This is a genomic window from Calidithermus chliarophilus DSM 9957, from assembly GCF_000430045.1.
Classification (GTDB): domain Bacteria; phylum Deinococcota; class Deinococci; order Deinococcales; family Thermaceae; genus Calidithermus; species Calidithermus chliarophilus.
In genome coordinates this window covers 95,946-110,680 of the sequence record NZ_KE387027.1, presented here as the reverse complement: position 1 = coordinate 110,680, position 14,735 = coordinate 95,946, and the positions used below count along the sequence as shown (strand labels likewise).

Sequence of the window (14,735 nt, the reverse complement as noted above, 5' to 3'; positions counted from 1 at the left end):
CGTTGCCTGCACCCAGCGGGAGCTGTTCAAGGTGATCCTGGCGATCTCCTTGGCGGTGAGCCCCCGCTTGGCGTGGTAGACCGCCAGGAAGCGGGTCCTTTCTATCGGATCCTTGGCCTTCTTGACCCTCCGCCATAGCTCGCTCAAGGTTAGATGGTCGGCTACGGTCATAAACGAAGGATACAACAGGAAAGGGTATCATGGAGTAGAGGTCGTCGCTCCAGCTCATGAAGATGTAGGGGAAGGTGCCCTTCAGGCCCGAGGAGTAGGCCCCGGCCCGCTTGCCCTGGTTCTGGCCCCAGTCCACCCAGCGCTCCTCGAACAGGCCGCGGCGCATGGGCTCGACGTACTCCCGGCCCAAAGGCTCCATGCCCCGGCAGATCACCTCGCAGGCCTCGGCGAAGGTGATCTTGGGGCTGGGCGCGATGGGGGCGGGCGAGTCGTAGACGGGGACGTCGGAGGCGTGGAGCCTGCCGCCCATGGCCTTCTTGCGCAGCCGCCAGAAGCGGTGCCAGGTGGGGAGGTTGGCGCGGAAGGTCGCCAGCAGGTTGTCGAAGACCGCGCGGGGGATGTTGTCCACGGTGCGGCTCACACAGAGGGCCATCTCGAGGCTGCTCTTGTAGCCCCGCGTCTTGGCCTGGAAGGCGTAGGCCTTGACGCTGCCCTGCAGGGCCGAGGCCAGGGTGTTCTTGAAGGCCAGGTGCCCGTCGGCGTAGGACTCCCAGGCCGCGCGGCGCACGGCGGGCTCGGGGTGGACGAGCAGCTCGCCCACCGTGGCGTGGGCCACCGGGTAAACCTGCCCCGCGTGTTCGACGGGGCGGAAGGTCATGTCGGCGTTGGTGGCCGCCGAGGCCGTGGCGCTGTGCCCGCCCAGGGGGTCGCTCACCGCCGCCAGCACCGCCTCGACCTCGCCGCTGCGCACGAAGGGCTTGCGGGTGTGCAGCGCCTCGAAGTAGTGCCGGTAGACCGCGAGCTCGGGGTCGGCCTGCATCCACGCCTCGAGCCGCTCGGGGGGGATGGTGAGGATCTCGGGCTCGATGTAGGCCGCCGCCGCGCCCAGCCGGGCGAGCGCGCCGCGGGCCTGGGTGAACATGGTGGTGTAGAGCGGGTTGGCCCCGTCGGTGGACTGGTTGAGGCTGGCGTACATGAACACCTTGCCGGCGGCGAGTTGCAGCCGGTCGCGGGTCTGCAGGGCCTGCAGCAGCGCCTGGGGCGAGGCCCCTAGCTGGCCTTTGAAGGGCTCGAGCTCGGCCACCGAGGCCAGGGCGGCCTCGAGGGCTTTGTGCCAGTCTTCGACCGAGGGGAATAGGGCTTCGACGTTCCAGGTCTGTTCCTTGGGCAGTTCGGAGCGCGGGGGTAGGGTTTTGACCATGTCCCCGATTGTATCCCCCTGCCCGCGGCCCGCGCGTAAACTGGGGCCATGCGCCCGCGGGTGAAGTTCTGGCTCGAGACCCCCTCCGGCGAGTACCTGATGGGGCCGGGGCTGTACCGGCTGCTGCGGGCCGTAGCCGAGCACAGCAGCCTCAAGGAGGGGGCCCGCCGGATCGGGGTGAGCTACCGCAAGGCCTGGGAGCAGGTGCGCGAGGCCGAGGCGCGGCTGGGCTTCGCCCTGCTCCGCAAGCACTCGGGCGGCGAGAGCGGCGGGGGCAGCGAGCTCACGCCCGAGGCCCAGGCCCTGCTGGCGCGCTACGCGAAGGTGGTAGAGGGCCTCGAGCGGGTGGTGCGCGAGCAGTTCGCCCAGGCCTTCGAGCCGGTAGAGTAGGGCGGTGGCGAAGAAGACCAAGTATTACGTCGTGTGGGAAGGCCGCCAGAAGGGCATCTTCGACAGTTGGAGCGCCGCCGAGGCCCAGGTGAAGGGCTACGCCGGTGCCAAGTACAAGGCCTTCGAGAGCCTCGAGGCCGCCCGCGCCGCCTTCGGCGGCAACCCCCAGCAGCACATCGGCCAAAAACCCAAGGCAGATTCCCGATCGGGAGCGACTGGCGCCGCTACGCCTAAAGCCGGTTCCCGGCGCATCCTGGCCAACCCGCCCGTCTGGGACAGCTACAGCGTGGACGCCGCCTGCAGCGGCAACCCGGGGGTGCTCGAGTACCGCTGCGTCCACACCGAAAGCCGCGAGGTGGTCTTCGCCCGGGGGCCCTACGCGCGGGGCACCAACAACGTCGGCGAGTTCTTAGCCCTGGTGGAAACCCTGGCCCTGTGCGTCAAAAACGGCGACCCCCGCCCCGTCTACACCGACTCCGTGACGGCGATGGCCTGGCTGCGCGGCAAGAAAGCCAGGACCCAGCTCCGCGAGCAGCTAAGCCCCGAGCTGCGCGAGCGGCTCGAGCGCGCCGAAGCCTGGCTGGCGAGCTACTCCTACCCCAACCGCGTGCTCAAGTGGGATACCGAGGCTTGGGGCGAGAATCCGGCGGATTATGGGCGGAAGTGAGGGAGCGCGGGTCGTGCTCCTGCGTACGGCGTCGTACGTCCTACGTCCTACGTCGTACGCAAGACGCAAAACGCCAAACGCAAGACGCCCTGGCCCTCGACCCTCGACGCCGGCGGGCAGGGGTAACCACATACCACGGGCCTTTCGCTTTCCGCTGACGGCTGAAGGTTGAAAGCTGCCCGCTAATTCAACGTCCGTCCCCCCAGCATTCCCCGGGCCCGCTCGGCGTAGGCGGTGAGGGTCTGGCGCCACTCGTCGGCTTCGGTGAGGTAGGGAAGCACTTCGTGGCTGCGCGAGAGCATCTCGGCGGGGTTTTCGTAGCCCATCTGGGCCAGGGTGTCCACGATCATTTCCTGGGCAGTGATCCAGTCGCGGCTGCCCTCGGGGGCTTCGGCGACGGCCTCGCGGTAGTGGCTCAGGGCCTCCTGGAAGTTGAGCAGGTCGTAGGCCAGGTGGCCCAGGATGATGTGCCCGGCGGCCAGGGCGCCCTCCTCGAGGGCCTCGCGCGCCGCTTCTTCGGCCTCGCTGTAGCGCGACTGGCGGTAGAGCACCTCGGCCAGGTCGCCCAGGGCCTCGCCGGGGTAGTCGTAGTCGGGGTCGCGGATCACCTGGCGCAGCGCGGTCTCGGCCTGGTTGAGGTCGCCCGAGTCAAGGGCGGCGACGGCGAGTTCGTGCAGGGCGTAGGTGCGGTCGGTGCCGTCGGAGCGCTCGACGGCCTCCTGGAAGGCCTGGATGGCCTCGGCGTACTGCCCCATCTGCATCAGGGCCTGGCCCTGCACCAGCGGGGTGCCGTGGGCCCGCTCGGCCCCGGCCTCCTCGAGCAGCCGCGCCTGCTGGATGGCCTCGAGCGCCAGGCTGGGGTTGCCCAGGAGCAGTTGGGCCCGCGCGGTGAGGTAGTGGCGGGTGGCCGCGTCCTCGGGGTCCTCGAGCGAGGCCCCCAGCCCCTCGGCCGCGCTGAGGTAGCTCACGGCGGCCTCCAGCGCCTCCAGCGCCTCGCGCCCCTGGCCCGCCTCCACCGACATCGCCGCCGCGTCCAGCAGGTTCCAGTAGCGCTCCATGCCCACCGACATCGCCGCCGCGCGGCGGTAGGCCTCAGCGGCCTGGGCGGCCTGGCCCATGCGCTCGTGGGCCTTGCCCAGCAGGTTCTCAGCCCGCCAGGCCAGGAACTCGGGCAGCTCGAGGCCCTGCCCCAGCAGGGTGATGCTCTCCTCGGGCACGCCCAGGTACAGGAGGGTCTGGGCCTGGTGGAAGCGCACCCGGGGGTCGTCGCTGGGCTCGAGCAGGGGCCGGATCTCGTGCTCGGGGGCCCCTTCCAGCGCCCGCACCTCGGCGAGCAGGGCGCGGAAGAGGGGGTTTTCCTGGAGGGTGGGGACGGCGGTGGCGCCGTGCTCGAGGGCGCGGTAAGCCCCCTCGATGCCGCCCTCGCCGTAGAGCGTGTAGGCCTCGGCCAGCAGCAGCGCGGCCTCGGCGGCCTCGTTGCCCTGGGCGAAGGTCAGGGTGCGCACCAAAACCTCGAAGGCGGTGTCGTAATCCCCTTGTTGCAATGCCTGAAACACCCGCTGCATCAGGGGCACGATAACACGCAGGAGCCGGAGGGCAAAATGACGAGGGTGACAACCGCCGCACGGCGCTTTGCGGCACGGTTTGGGCGCTGTGGCCCAGGGCTCCCCTCCGCATGCCAGCACCCATTCCTCATTCCGGACTGGAGTACCATTGTTTTTTAGGAGGTTACGTTGTCCACACGCATCAATCCCTGGACCATTGTCATCGTGTTGCTGCTGGGTTACTGGCTGTTCAGCCAGTTCGGCGGCAGCGGCAACCGGGCCACGCTTTCGTACAGTGAGTTCCTCAGCTATGTCGAGCAGGGCAAGGTACAGACGGTGGTGCTCGAGGAGGGCCGCATCTCGGGCCAGTTCAAGGTGCCCGAGCGCATCGAGACCGGCGGGCGCACGGTCGTCGAGCGCCGTTTCAGCCTGCCCTCGGTCCCCCGCGAATTCGCCGACCAGAACCTCATCCCCCTGCTCAAGCAGCAAGGGGTGGAGGTGGTCACCCGCCAGGCCTCGATCTGGCCGCAGCTCCTGTTCAGCTTCCTGCCCATCCTGCTGCTGATCGGCTTCTGGTACTTCTTCTTCATGCGCGCGCAGGGCGGGGCCGGCCAGGTGATGCAGTTCGGCCAGAGCCGCGCCCGCCAGTACGGCAAGGAGCGCCGGGTCAACACCACCTTCAAGGACGTGGCCGGGCACAACGAGGCCAAGCGCGAGCTGATGGAGGTCGTGGACTTCCTCAAGAACCCCCAGAAGTACATCAGCATCGGGGCGGAGATCCCCAAGGGCGTGCTGCTGGTGGGGCCGCCCGGCACCGGCAAGACCCTGCTGACGCGGGCCATCGCCGGGGAGGCGGGGGTGCCGTTCTTCTCGGTCTCGGCCTCGGAGTTCATGGAGATGTTCGTGGGCGTGGGCGCGAGCCGGGTGCGCTCGCTCTTCGACGAGGCCCGCCGCAGCGCCCCGGCCATCATCTTCATCGACGAGCTCGACTCCATCGGCCGCAAGCGCGGCGCGGGGATCGGCGGGGGCCACGACGAGCGCGAGCAGACGCTCAACCAGATCCTCTCGGAGATGGACGGCTTCGAGAAGGACACCAGCGTGATCGTGCTGGCCGCGACCAACCGCCCCGACATCCTCGACCCCGCGCTGCTGCGCCCGGGCCGCTTCGACCGCCAGGTGGTCATCGGGCTGCCGACCCTCGAGGAGCGCAGGGAGATCCTGCTGGTGCACATGCGCGGCAAGCCCATCGGCCCCGACGTCGAGCCTGCCGAGATTGCCCAGATCACGCCCGGCTTCAGCGGCGCCGACCTCAAGAACCTGGTCAACGAGGCCGCCCTGCAGGCCGCCCGCAGCGGCAAGACCCAGATCCACATGGAGGACTTCCGCCTCGCGCTCGACAAGGTGGTGCTGGGCCTCGAGCGCGGCTCCTTGCGGCTGTCGCCCGAGGAGAAGCGGGCGGTGGCCTACCACGAGGCCGGGCACGCCATCGTGGGCGAGGTGCTGCCCCACGGCGACAAGACCGAGAAGGTCTCCATCGTGCCGCGCGGCATGGCGCTGGGGGTGCGCTGGAGCATGCCCCAGGAGCGCGTGCTGATGCGGCAGGAGTACCTCGAGGACACCCTCGCGATGTCGCTGGCCGGCCGGGCGGCCGAGGAGCTGTTCATCGGCTCCGTCTCCACCGGCGCCGCCGACGACTTCAAGCGCTCGACCCAACTCGCCAAGCAGATGGTGCTCGACTGGGGCATGGGCGAGCACTTCAAGAACCTGGCCTGGGGCTCCGACTCCGGCCCGGTGTTCTTAGGCGAGGAGATCGCCCGCAAGAAGGACCACTCCGAGGAGACCGCCCGCCTCATCGACCAGGACATCGAGCACATCCTCGACAAAGCCTACGAACGCGCCAAGCAGGTGCTGCAAGAACACGCCCCTGCCGTGCACAAGGTGGCCGAGGAGCTGCTGGAGAGCGAGACCATCCTGGGCAAGCGCGTGCGGGAAATCCTGGCCGAGACCCAGAACCAGAAGGCGCCCGAGACCACCACGGCGGCGGAAGGGTAAGGGACGGCGAGGGTCGATGGCCGAACGCTGAACGCCGAACGCCGATAGCCAATAGCCAAACGCTAAACGCAAGACGCAAGACGCTGAAGGGCCGGGTCTGAGACCCGGCCCTTCCTATACCCCTCCCCTGCCCTCCCCGCCCGCGGGGAGGGGGTATCCCCCCTGGCCCCCCTTGCTAAGGGGGGTAAACAAAGGGCGTTTTGCGTTTTGCGTCTTGCGTTTTGCGTACGACGACGACCCGCATCCGTTCACCGCCCCGAAGCCAGCATCCGCTGCCCCAGGTCCTTGCCGATCGTCACGATCACGTCGGCCTCCTCGGGGTGGTCGGGGTCTTTGTGGAGCTCGGCAATGCCCAGGAACTGCTGGATCTCGCGGGCGCGGGCCTCGAAGGCGGCCTGCTTGTAGATGACCCTCGAGACCTCGCTCGCCTCGCGCGCGGTGTCGGTGCGCTGGATGCGGTAGCCCTGCTGGCCCAGGCGGCCTGCGGTGGCCCGGGCGACCCCGCCCAGCCTCGAGGCGTTGTACACGCTCACCCGTACCAGCCGCCGCCCGGCCGCCTCGTCGCCCTTGAGGAGCCAGTCCACCAGCGCCTGCGAGCGCGCACGGTCGAGGTTGTAGTAGTAGGCCCCGCCGTAGTAGCCCCCCTGCCCCGGGAGGGTGGTGCTCTGCAGGTCGCTCAGCCCCGAGCGCCCGAAGCGCGCCCCCAGGGCCAGGATCTGGGGCCTCGAGAGGTCGGTCTCGACCTCGCGGAACACCACGTCGGCGATGGCCTCGAGGCGCAGCAGGTTTTGCGGGGTGGTGGCCTGCTGGGCGATGGAGCGCACGAGCTGCTGCTGGCGCTCGGTGCGGCGGATGTCGCCCTCCTCCTTGGAGTGCTTGACGGGGTAGATGGGGACGCGGTTGCCCCAGCGGTCGAGCTTGTAGGTGTTGACCTCGCGGAAGCGCACGAAGCCCACCGCCTGCTCGCCGTTGATGAACTGCCGCCCTTTGGGCAGGTGGATGTGCAGCCCGCCCCAGTTGTCGTCGTAGTGCATCTCGTCGATGGTCTCGACCCACACCCCGCCCAGCGCGTCGACGATGTTCTTGATGGCGGTGTCCTTGATGACGACGTGGTGGTCGATGGTGAGGTCGAAGGTGCGCTCGAGGGTCTGCTTCAGCAGCTCGACCCCGCCCCGGCTGAAGGTGCCGTTGATCTTGCCGCCGACCCCGTCGGGCGCGACCACGTACGTGTCGCGCGGCACCGAGACGGCCGCCGCCTGGCGCCTGGCGAGGTCGAGCGAGAGCAGCATGATGGTGTCGGCCCGGGCGTTCTTGGTGTAGGGCATGCCGCGCGCGTCGCGGTTGTAGTCCTTGCCCACGATCAGGACGTTGACCCGCTCCTTGCCCAGGAAGAAGTCCCGCGGCTGCTGCACGATCCGGAACAAGGTAGCGGGGGAGGCGTTCCCCGCCACCCCCGAAACCGTCTTGTAGACCCACCCCACCCCGACCAGGACCGCCAGGAGTAAAACCCATCGCACGATACGCATGCCCATCGCCCCTCGAGGGCCTACCGCCCTCTCAATCCCCCACCTTAGCAGATGAGGATGAAAAGTATGGCGTATTCGCGGGCATAGCCGGCGGGCGGTCAAGGGCTCGCGGCGTGTGGCTCGTGGCGCGAGCTCGCGGGGAACTCCTGCCCACCGGCGTCAAGGGTCGAGGGCCAGGGCGTATTGCGTTTGGCGTATTGCGTTTGGCGTATTGCGTTTGGCGTATTGCGTTGGGCGTTGGGCGTTCGGCGTTGGGCGTTCGGCGTTGGGCGTTTTGCGTACGACGCAGGACGTACAACGTACGACCCGCGTTTCGCGTTTTGCGTTTAGCTATCGGCTATCAGCTACCGGCTATCGACCACCGACATCCCACGCTACACGTCCGCCAACTCCCCCCAGCGCGCGTAGAGCCCCTCGAGCCGCTCCCGCAGTTCGGCCTCCTCGGCGGCGATGCGGGCATAGTCCTGGGGGGTCAGGCCGGGCTGGTTGGCCTCGGCGTGCAGGGCGCTGAGCCGGGTCTCGAGCTCGGCGATGGTGGCCTCGAGCCGCTCGCGCTCGCGCTCGAGGTGCCACTTGCTCTTCTCGCGCTTGGGCTGGGGCTTGGCCGGGGCGGCAGGCGGGGCCGGGCGGCTGGGCTCGGGGACCACGGCCACCTTGCGGCGCTCGAGGTACTCGCCGGGCGGGGTGGGGTAGTCGTCGAAGCGGCCGTCCCGGACGTGCCAGGTGCGGGTGGCGAGCTGGTCGAGGAAGAACAGGTCGTGCGAGACCAGCAGCAGGGTGCCCTCGTAGGCCAAGAGGGCCTGCTCGAGCGCCTCGACGGTCTCGAGGTCGAGGTGGTTGGTGGGCTCGTCGAGCACCAGCAGGTTGGCCTGTTGCAGCGAGAGCGAGAGCAGGGCCAGCCGGGCTCGCTCCCCGCCCGAGAGGTTTCTCACCTGCTTGAACTGGGCCTCGTAGGGGAACATCCAGGCCCCCAGCGCGGCGTGGGCCTTCTCCCCCAGCAGGCGGTAGAGGGTCTCGAAGAGGGTGAGCTCGGGGTCGAAGCCCGAGAGCTTCTGGTCGTAGTAGCCCACCCGAACGCCCGGGCCGGTGCGGATGCGCCCGGCGGGGTCGTCGGAGGGGAGCTGGCCCAGCAGCACCTTGATCAGGGTGGTCTTGCCCGCCCCGTTGGGGCCGATCACGGCGACGCGCTCACCCCTCGAGACCAGCAGGTGCTCGAGGTCGAACAGCACCCGGCCCCCGAAGCCCTTGCGCAGGCGGGAAGCCTCCAGCACCCGCCCGGGGCCGGGGGCTTCGACGGGGAAGCGCATCCGCACCACGGCGTCGGGGCCCTCGAGCTCGGGCGGGGCCTCCTGCAAAAACTGCTCCATGCGGGCCTCGAGGCTGTGCATCCGCCGGGCGTGCTTGGCGCTCGAGGGCGCCCAGCGGCGGGCTTGCTCGAGGATGCCCTCGCGCCGCTCCTTCTCCTTGAGCCAGTTGGCGTACTCGCGGGCCTCCTGCTCCTCCTGCGCCGCCCGCTGGACGCGGAAGGCCGAGTAATTGCCCTCGTAAAAGCGCAGCTTGCCCCGCCGCAGCCAGGCCACGCGCCGGGTCACGCGGTCGAGGAAGTTGCGGTCGTGGGAGATGGTGATGGCGGCCCCGCCGTAGCCGCCCAAAAAGCCCACGAGCCAGTCCACCATCTCGAGGTCGAGGTGGTTGGTGGGCTCGTCCAACAACAGCGCGTCGGCGCCGGAGAGCAGCAAAGCCCCCAGCGCCAGCCGCCGGGCCTCCCCGCCCGAGAGCACCGCCACCCGCTCGCCCTCGCGCCCCTCGAAGCGCAGGCCCTTGAGCACCGACTCGTAGTTGGAGCGCCGCTTGTACCCGCCCAGCGCCTCGAAGCGCTCGTGCAGCTCCTCCCAGCGGTGGTAGACCTCGGGGTCGGCCAGGCCGGTCTCGAGCCGCGCGAGCTCGGCCTCGAGCCGCTCCAGCCGGGCGAAGCCGCTCTTGAGTACGCTCTCTACGGTGTCCTCGGGCCCGAAGCGGGGGTCTTGCTCGAGCAGCTCGAGGTAGACCCCCTCGGGCCTGTGCACCCGCCCGCGCACGGGCTCGAGCTCGCCCGTCAGCAGCCGCAGCAGCGTGGTCTTGCCCGAGCCGTTGGCCCCCACCAGCGCCAGCCGATCGCCGTGGTAGAGCTCGAGGCTCACCCCTTCCAGCAGGTCGCGGGCGCCCAGGGAGTACTCGAGGTTTTCGGCAAAGACCACGCGCACGAAGGCCAGTTTAGCGGAAGGGGCGGGCAGCCGTCAGCCTTCAGCGAGGATAGGCCCGGGGCGCGGGGCATGGGGTCATGGGGGCGGGGCTGCCTTCAGGAAAAGGGGATTTCGTAGTGCTGGCGTGCGGGGAGGTGGGGGCGCTCCCGCTCGCGGCGCTCGAGCGTGACGAAGCTGTAGGCGTAGGCGTGCTGCTCGTCGGGTTCGTGGTCCTCGCGGGAGACCTCGCGCCACGCGCCCGGGTCGAGGTCGGGGAAGAAGGTGTCGCCCGCGACCTCGGCGTGGACGAGGGTGAGGTGGATGCGGTCGGCCAAAGGCAGGGCCTGGGCGTAAAGTTCGGCGCCGCCGATGACGAAGGTCTCGCGGGGCCCGGCGGGGTCGTGCGGGGCTGCCTCCGCGACCTGCAGGGCGGCCTCGAGCGAGTTCACCACCAGGCAGCCGGGGGCCGAGTAGTCCGGGCTGCGGGTGACGACGACGTTGGTGCGGCCCGGGAGGGGCTTGCCGATGGACTCGTAGGTCTTGCGGCCCATGACCACCGGGTGGCCGGTGGTGAGCCGCCGGAAGTGCTTGAGGTCGTTGGGCAGGCGCCAGGGCAGGCCCCCGTTCCGGCCGATGACCCGGTTCTCGGCCATGGCGACGACGAGCGAGAGCACGCTACACCGCCACGGGGGCCTTGATGGGGGGGTGGGGGTCGTAGCCGACGAGGGTGAAGTCCTCGTAGACGAAGTCCTCGAGCCGCTTGCGCTCCGGGTTGAGGACCATCTGCGGCAGCGGGCGCGGGGAGCGGGTGAGCTGGAGCTGGGCCTGCTCGAGGTGGTTGAGGTAGAGGTGGGCGTCGCCCAGGGTGTGCACGAACTCGCCGGGCTCGAGCCCCGTGACCTGGGCGATCATCAGCGTGAGCAGGGCGTAGGAGGCGATGTTGAAGGGCACGCCCAGGAAGACGTCGGCGCTGCGCTGGTAGAGCTGGCAGGAGAGCTTGCCGCCCGCGACGTAGAACTGGAAGAGGGTGTGGCAGGGGGCCAGGGCCATGCGGGGCAGGTCGGCCACGTTCCAGGCACTCACCACCAGCCGGCGGGAGTCGGGGTTGTGTTTGATGCCCGCGACCACCTCCTTGATCTGGTCGACCAAGCGGACCCTGGGGAGCAGGCCCTCGCTCGCCACGGCTTCGAACGTCCAGCCTTTGTGCTGCTCCTTTCCCCCCCGCAGGCACTTGTACACGCTGGACTCGTCGAGGTCATGGTCCCGGCAAAACCCCGCCACGTCCATGAACACCACTTCCTCGCCGTCGGCGCGGGTCGCCCGGACCGCCTGCGCCCGCCGGGTGTTGATGTTCTGCTCCTTGCGGGTCAGCCAGATGCAGGTGTCGGGACCGTACTTGTTGGAGGCGTAGTAGTCCTTGTCGAGTTCGTAGTCGTCCGGGTATTCGTACTTGAGCAGGCCGTTAGGGAGCTTGAGCGCGTCGCTGACGAAATTCTCGAAGCTGTGCCACCTCGAGTCCACGAAGACGCCCCGGCCACCGTAGTCGGCGTAGTGCTTGCGCGAGGGGTTGTAGCAGCGGTGGAGCATCTCACTCCAGACGCTGTAGAGGTGGGCCGTCCAGGGGTTCTCGGTCCGCCTCTGGGTAGCGTAGCCCACCCCTGCGACCAATTCAGGGTTCAGAGCGACCTTCGGGGCCTCAAACACCCTGGGCACGACGAACTCTACCGCCTCCCACCGCCGCCACTGCTTGCCGTAGATGGGCCCCAAGGCACCGTCCGGAGCCGCCCACTCCCGCCATATCGAAACCCCGGCCTCCTCGAGGTAGGTGTTGTTGGTATCCCCCCGCAAAAACCACAACAGCTCGTGGATGATCGACTTCACGTGCAGCTTCTTGGTGGTCACCAGTGGGAACCCGGCGCTCAGGTCGAAGCGCATCTGGTACCCGAACACCGACTTGGTGCCAGTGCCGGTGCGGTCGGACTTGAGGGTGCCGTGCTCGAGGACGTGCTGCAGGAGTTGGAGGTAAGGCTCCATCGCCCGCATGATAACCCTGCAAGGGGGCAGCGGGCAGCTTTCAGCCGTCAGCTCGTGGCTCGTGGTGGGCCCCTCCCCGTCCCTCCCCGCGCGCGGGGAGGGGTATCCCCCCAACCCCCCTTGTTAAGGGGGGTGAAGAAAAGGCGTTTTGCGTTTTGCGTCTTGCGTCTTGCGTCTTGCGTCTTGCGTCTTGCGTTTGGCGTTCGGCGTTTGGCGTCTTGCGTTTGGCGTCTTACGTACGACGTACGACCCGCGCTCAGCGTCCGGCCTACAATCACCACTTGTTCCGCATCATCCGAACCCCCCGGATCGCCACCACCACGCTCACGAGCAGGAAGGCCGGGAACACCTGGGGTTTGCCCCACAGCGCGAAGAGGGCGTAGAGGTAGCCCACCACGGCCCCGGCCGGGATGGGGTACAGGCTGCGGCGGGTGCGCTTCCAGTAGAGCTGCCAGTAGAGGGCGGCCACGGTGAGGCCGAGCGCCATGGCCGTGAGGGTGAGCTGCGGGAGCATCCACAGGAAGAAGCCCACGGTGGGGGCGATGCCCCCGCCGCCGCGGAAGCCGAAGTAGATCGGCCAGTTGTGGCCGGCCACCAGCGCGGCGGCCATCAGCGGCAGGGTCCACGGGGCGTCGGTGAAGCCGGTCAGGTAGGCGACCAGCATGCCCTTGAGCACGTCCAGCACCGCTACTGCTGTGCCCCAGGCCGGGCCCAACTGGCGGAAGGTGCCCGACGCGCCGGGCACGTCGCGCTGGGTGAGGTCGATGCCGCGCAGCTTTCCCGCGACGATGCCGAAGGGTACGGAACCGATGAGGTAGGCGAGCACAACCAGTACCGCGTCCATTTTCTAAAATTCTCCGTTCTGAAGGGCGCGCGTTCGCGACGGTGTGTTAGTATAAGCTCCGTAAGCTGGACCTAAAACCGGGGCAGGGGTTATCACTGTGACGAGTGCCAAACGCAAACCCACGATACACGAAGTGGCTCACATGGCCGGGGTCGGGATCGGCACCGTCAGCCGGGTGATCAACAACCACCCCTCGGTGCGGGCCGAGACCCGGGCCCGGGTGCAGCAGGCCATGGAGCACCTGGGCTACGCGCCCAACCCTCACGCCCGCCGGGTCGCGGGAGGCCGCAGCTACACGGTCTCGGTGCTGCTGCCCTTCGTGGCGACGGAGTTCTACATCCGCCTGATCGAGGGCCTCGAGGCCACCCTCTCCGAAGAGCGCTACGACCTCGCACTCTTCCCCCTCATCACGCCCAAGCGCCTCGAGCGCTACCTGCGCTCCAACACCCTCGCCTACCAGACCGACGGCCTGATCGTCGCCTCCTACGACCTCACCGAGCACTTCGTGGGCGGGCAGTTCCCCACCGACCGGCCCGTGGTGCTCGTCGACGCGCGCAACCCCAACTACGACTCGGTGTTCATGGACAACTTCTTGGGCGGGAAGCTGGCGGCGGAGTACCTCGCCCGCTTCCCCGGCGAGCTGTTCTTCATCACGGTCGAGGAGGACATCGACCGCATCTTCAGCCACACCGTCTTCGCCGAGCGCCGTGCGGGGTTCCAGCAGGGGGCTGCGCTCGCCGGCCGCACCGTCAACCCCGACCAGATCTTCAACACCCGCCTCTCCGCCGAGGGCGGGCGGCTGGCCCTACAAACCTTCCTGCGCCACTACAAGCTCCCCTTCAACATCTTCGCCGGGGCCGACCTGATCGCGCTGGGGGTGCTCGAGGAGGTCGAGCGGCTGGGCCTCAAGCTGGGCCAGGACGTGCGGCTGTTGGGCTTCGACGGCCAGCCCTGGACCGCGCAGTACGGGCTTTCGACCCTGGCGCAGCCGGTCGAGGCCATGGGCGCCAGGGCCGCAGGGCTGCTGCTCGAGCGCCTGCAAAACCGCCGCGCGGAACCGCGCCAGGTGCGCTTCGAGCCCCACCTCATCGAGCGGGCCTCGACGCTGGGGGCGCAGGTGGCGGTTTCGAGGGATTGAAGGGCGATGATCGGTAAGCTCTAGGCCGTCAGCCGTCAGCCGTCAGCCGTCAGCTCTCAGCCTGCTTAGCGCGGCTTGGCGAACACCGCGTAGACCGCGATCAGTACGAAGGCGCCGAGCGTGGAGGAGGCGTAGAAAAGCAGGTGGGCCGGTGCAGCGATGCGCCGGGCGAGGACAGGGGTATAGGTCTCGACGGCTTGCTGGAGGTTTCGAAGGGTGGCGTAGGCGGGGGTCTGCTCGAGGCCGGGAGCCTCCGGCACCGCCGGCTCCGCGGTCTGTGGCGGGAGCGGCCTCGGGCTGCTCGAGGCCCGCCGCAGGGCCAGGCCCAGCCCCACCCACCCGCGCTGGAGTCCCCAGATGGCCGGGGCGGCTAGCAGGCCCAGCCGGGCACGGAGGCTCTGCTCGACGGCCGGGGCGACCACCACGAAGAGCACGCCCTGCGCCACGTCGGCGGGGTCGGGGGCGGTGCGGGCCTGGAGGGAGAGGGCGTGGGCGTCGGCCAGGATCTCCTGGGCGAGCTCGAGGCTGAGGCGGGCGATGCCGCCGAGGTCATCCCCGAAGCGCCGGACCAGGTTGGCCGTGCCCAGCGCGACCCCCGCCGTCAGCGCCAGGGGCAGGCCCGCCAGGAACAGCAGCACCGAGCCCGCCGGGTGCAGGGGCAGCCAGAAGGTCAGCGCCAGCAGCCCCGCCAGCAGCACGGCGGCAGGGGCCGCCACGGTGGACAGGGCGTAGGGGACGAAGGCCAGCAGCCGGTTGACGCGCTCGAGGAGCTCGGGTTTTCGGTAGCTCTCGAAATCGATGCCGGTGCGGCGGGCGGCCTCGAGGCCCAGCTCACGCAGTCGCGGGTTCACGCAGACAGTTTAGCCAAGCACGCCTGCTCCCCGGGTTCGTTTGACCCGGCCGCTAAGTAACCCACGTACCAAGTTTCACGATTTCAGGGTGCTAG

The 14,735-nt window shown here is 69.1% G+C and carries 12 protein-coding genes; 4 read left to right on the top strand and 8 right to left on the bottom strand.

Annotated elements, in window-relative coordinates:
- A partial coding sequence (locus tag MEICH_RS25855; protein WP_245587707.1) for a M3 family oligoendopeptidase occupies window positions 1-1,372 on the bottom strand: 1,372 nt, incomplete at its 3' end.
- 48 nt (window positions 1,373-1,420) lie between these two features.
- Here MEICH_RS25855 and MEICH_RS0117555 point away from each other — a divergent pair.
- The gene (locus tag MEICH_RS0117555; RefSeq protein ID WP_027893672.1) at window positions 1,421-1,762 is read left to right on the top strand and encodes a winged helix-turn-helix domain-containing protein; all 342 of its coding nucleotides are present in this window, start codon (window positions 1,421-1,423) and stop codon (window positions 1,760-1,762) included.
- A 4-nt stretch (window positions 1,763-1,766) separates the two neighbouring features.
- The gene (locus MEICH_RS0117550) at window positions 1,767-2,429 is read left to right on the top strand and encodes a ribonuclease H1 domain-containing protein (protein ID WP_027893671.1); all 663 of its coding nucleotides are present in this window, start codon (window positions 1,767-1,769) and stop codon (window positions 2,427-2,429) included.
- A gap of 182 nt (window positions 2,430-2,611) precedes the next feature.
- Here the strand turns inward: MEICH_RS0117550 and MEICH_RS0117545 are convergent, their stop codons facing one another.
- Window positions 2,612-3,994 (bottom strand): tetratricopeptide repeat protein, encoded by a 1,383-nt coding sequence (locus tag MEICH_RS0117545; RefSeq protein WP_027893670.1) that lies wholly within the window; start codon window positions 3,992-3,994, stop codon window positions 2,612-2,614.
- Window positions 3,995-4,162: 168 nt separating this feature from the next.
- Here MEICH_RS0117545 and ftsH point away from each other — a divergent pair, with 168 nt between their 5' ends.
- On the top strand, window positions 4,163-6,025 hold the full coding sequence (ftsH, locus tag MEICH_RS0117540; RefSeq protein ID WP_027893669.1) for an ATP-dependent zinc metalloprotease FtsH: 1,863 nt from the start codon (window positions 4,163-4,165) through the stop codon (window positions 6,023-6,025).
- A gap of 248 nt (window positions 6,026-6,273) precedes the next feature.
- Here ftsH and MEICH_RS0117535 read toward each other — a convergent pair whose 3' ends face one another.
- The 5 genes from MEICH_RS0117535 to MEICH_RS0117510 all read right to left on the bottom strand — a co-directional run bounded on the left by MEICH_RS0117535 (window position 6,274) and on the right by MEICH_RS0117510 (window position 12,651).
- The gene (locus MEICH_RS0117535; RefSeq protein WP_245587706.1) at window positions 6,274-7,551 is read right to left on the bottom strand and encodes an LCP family protein; all 1,278 of its coding nucleotides are present in this window, start codon (window positions 7,549-7,551) and stop codon (window positions 6,274-6,276) included.
- A gap of 374 nt (window positions 7,552-7,925) precedes the next feature.
- Window positions 7,926-9,794 (bottom strand): ABC-F family ATP-binding cassette domain-containing protein, encoded by a 1,869-nt coding sequence (locus MEICH_RS0117530; protein ID WP_027893667.1) that lies wholly within the window; start codon window positions 9,792-9,794, stop codon window positions 7,926-7,928.
- A gap of 95 nt (window positions 9,795-9,889) precedes the next feature.
- Complete coding sequence (locus tag MEICH_RS25850) at window positions 9,890-10,447, bottom strand: dihydrofolate reductase (protein WP_084542408.1); 558 nt, start codon at window positions 10,445-10,447, stop codon at window positions 9,890-9,892.
- Window position 10,448: 1 nt separating this feature from the next.
- Window positions 10,449-11,807, bottom strand: coding sequence for a thymidylate synthase (gene thyA / locus MEICH_RS30790; protein WP_476695758.1), 1,359 nt, complete (start codon window positions 11,805-11,807; stop codon window positions 10,449-10,451).
- A 274-nt stretch (window positions 11,808-12,081) separates the two neighbouring features.
- Window positions 12,082-12,651, bottom strand: coding sequence for a glycerol-3-phosphate acyltransferase (locus MEICH_RS0117510; protein ID WP_027893666.1), 570 nt, complete (start codon window positions 12,649-12,651; stop codon window positions 12,082-12,084).
- A gap of 97 nt (window positions 12,652-12,748) precedes the next feature.
- On the opposite strand from MEICH_RS0117510, the gene MEICH_RS0117505 reads away from it, so the two are divergent.
- A complete protein-coding gene (locus MEICH_RS0117505; protein ID WP_027893665.1) occupies window positions 12,749-13,789 on the top strand; it encodes a LacI family DNA-binding transcriptional regulator in 1,041 nt (346 codons plus the stop codon).
- Window positions 13,790-13,854: 65 nt separating this feature from the next.
- Here the strand turns inward: MEICH_RS0117505 and MEICH_RS0117500 are convergent, their stop codons facing one another.
- Window positions 13,855-14,640, bottom strand: coding sequence for a hypothetical protein (locus tag MEICH_RS0117500; RefSeq protein WP_027893664.1), 786 nt, complete (start codon window positions 14,638-14,640; stop codon window positions 13,855-13,857).
- Window positions 14,641-14,735 lie beyond the last annotated feature (95 nt).